The organism is Dellaglioa sp. CoH-55-MRSF-8, from assembly GCF_056782195.1.
Window position 1 is genome coordinate 1 of record NZ_JBXAYH010000051.1, and the last position, 576, is coordinate 576.

The 576-nt window shown below is 54.3% G+C and carries 1 protein-coding gene; it reads right to left on the bottom strand.

Features of this window, described 5'->3' with window-relative positions:
- Positions 1 to 158: 158 nt before the first annotated feature.
- Positions 159 to 404, bottom strand: coding sequence for a hypothetical protein (locus AC1RPW_RS07840; protein WP_481769418.1), 246 nt, complete (start codon positions 402 to 404; stop codon positions 159 to 161).
- Positions 405 to 576 lie beyond the last annotated feature (172 nt).

Genomic DNA, 576 nt, shown 5'->3' on the forward strand with positions numbered 1-576 from the left:
GGCCAGACGACGAGCCGCGCCGATTTTCAGGTTAAGGTAGGTTGCCATATTTGCCTCTAGTGGTTAATCCCGCTCAGTGCGGTATGTGTGAATCTTACGGGGTTTGGTTTGAGCCGTCAACAATAACCCCTGTAGGCCAAGGGTTATTAGTTCCGGTATCAATCCCGGTAGTCTGTGAAACCTTCATCGTACGCGCGGCGCAGACTGTCGCGAGTCAACGCCGAATCACGTAGAATCAGGTGCGCGCCCATCGCGATCACGATATAGCCCGGACCAAAGAATGCGCCCGCGTGAAATTTCCACCAGTGCACGCTCTGCACCATCCAAAATTCCCCGGTCCAGACCGCGAACATACCGCCAATCAACAGCAGCACCCATATATTATCACGCAACCATTCGCGCATTTTTCAGCCCCTTAGATAAAGGTGCGCGCAACCTGACGCGCGTAGTTAATGATTGTGGCGTTACAGCGAAGCTGCACGTTAACAACGGCATCTTCTAGGCACTCGCGCGCAAGCCGGTCACGTTTCCCGATCCGCACCGCATCGTCTCCGTCCTTGTCATACTTCCCATAGG

Coding starts and splice junctions, on each gene's coding strand:
- AC1RPW_RS07840 (WP_481769418.1), bottom strand. CDS start 404: ATGCGCGAATGGTTGCGTGATAATATATGGGTGCTGCTGTTGATTGGC.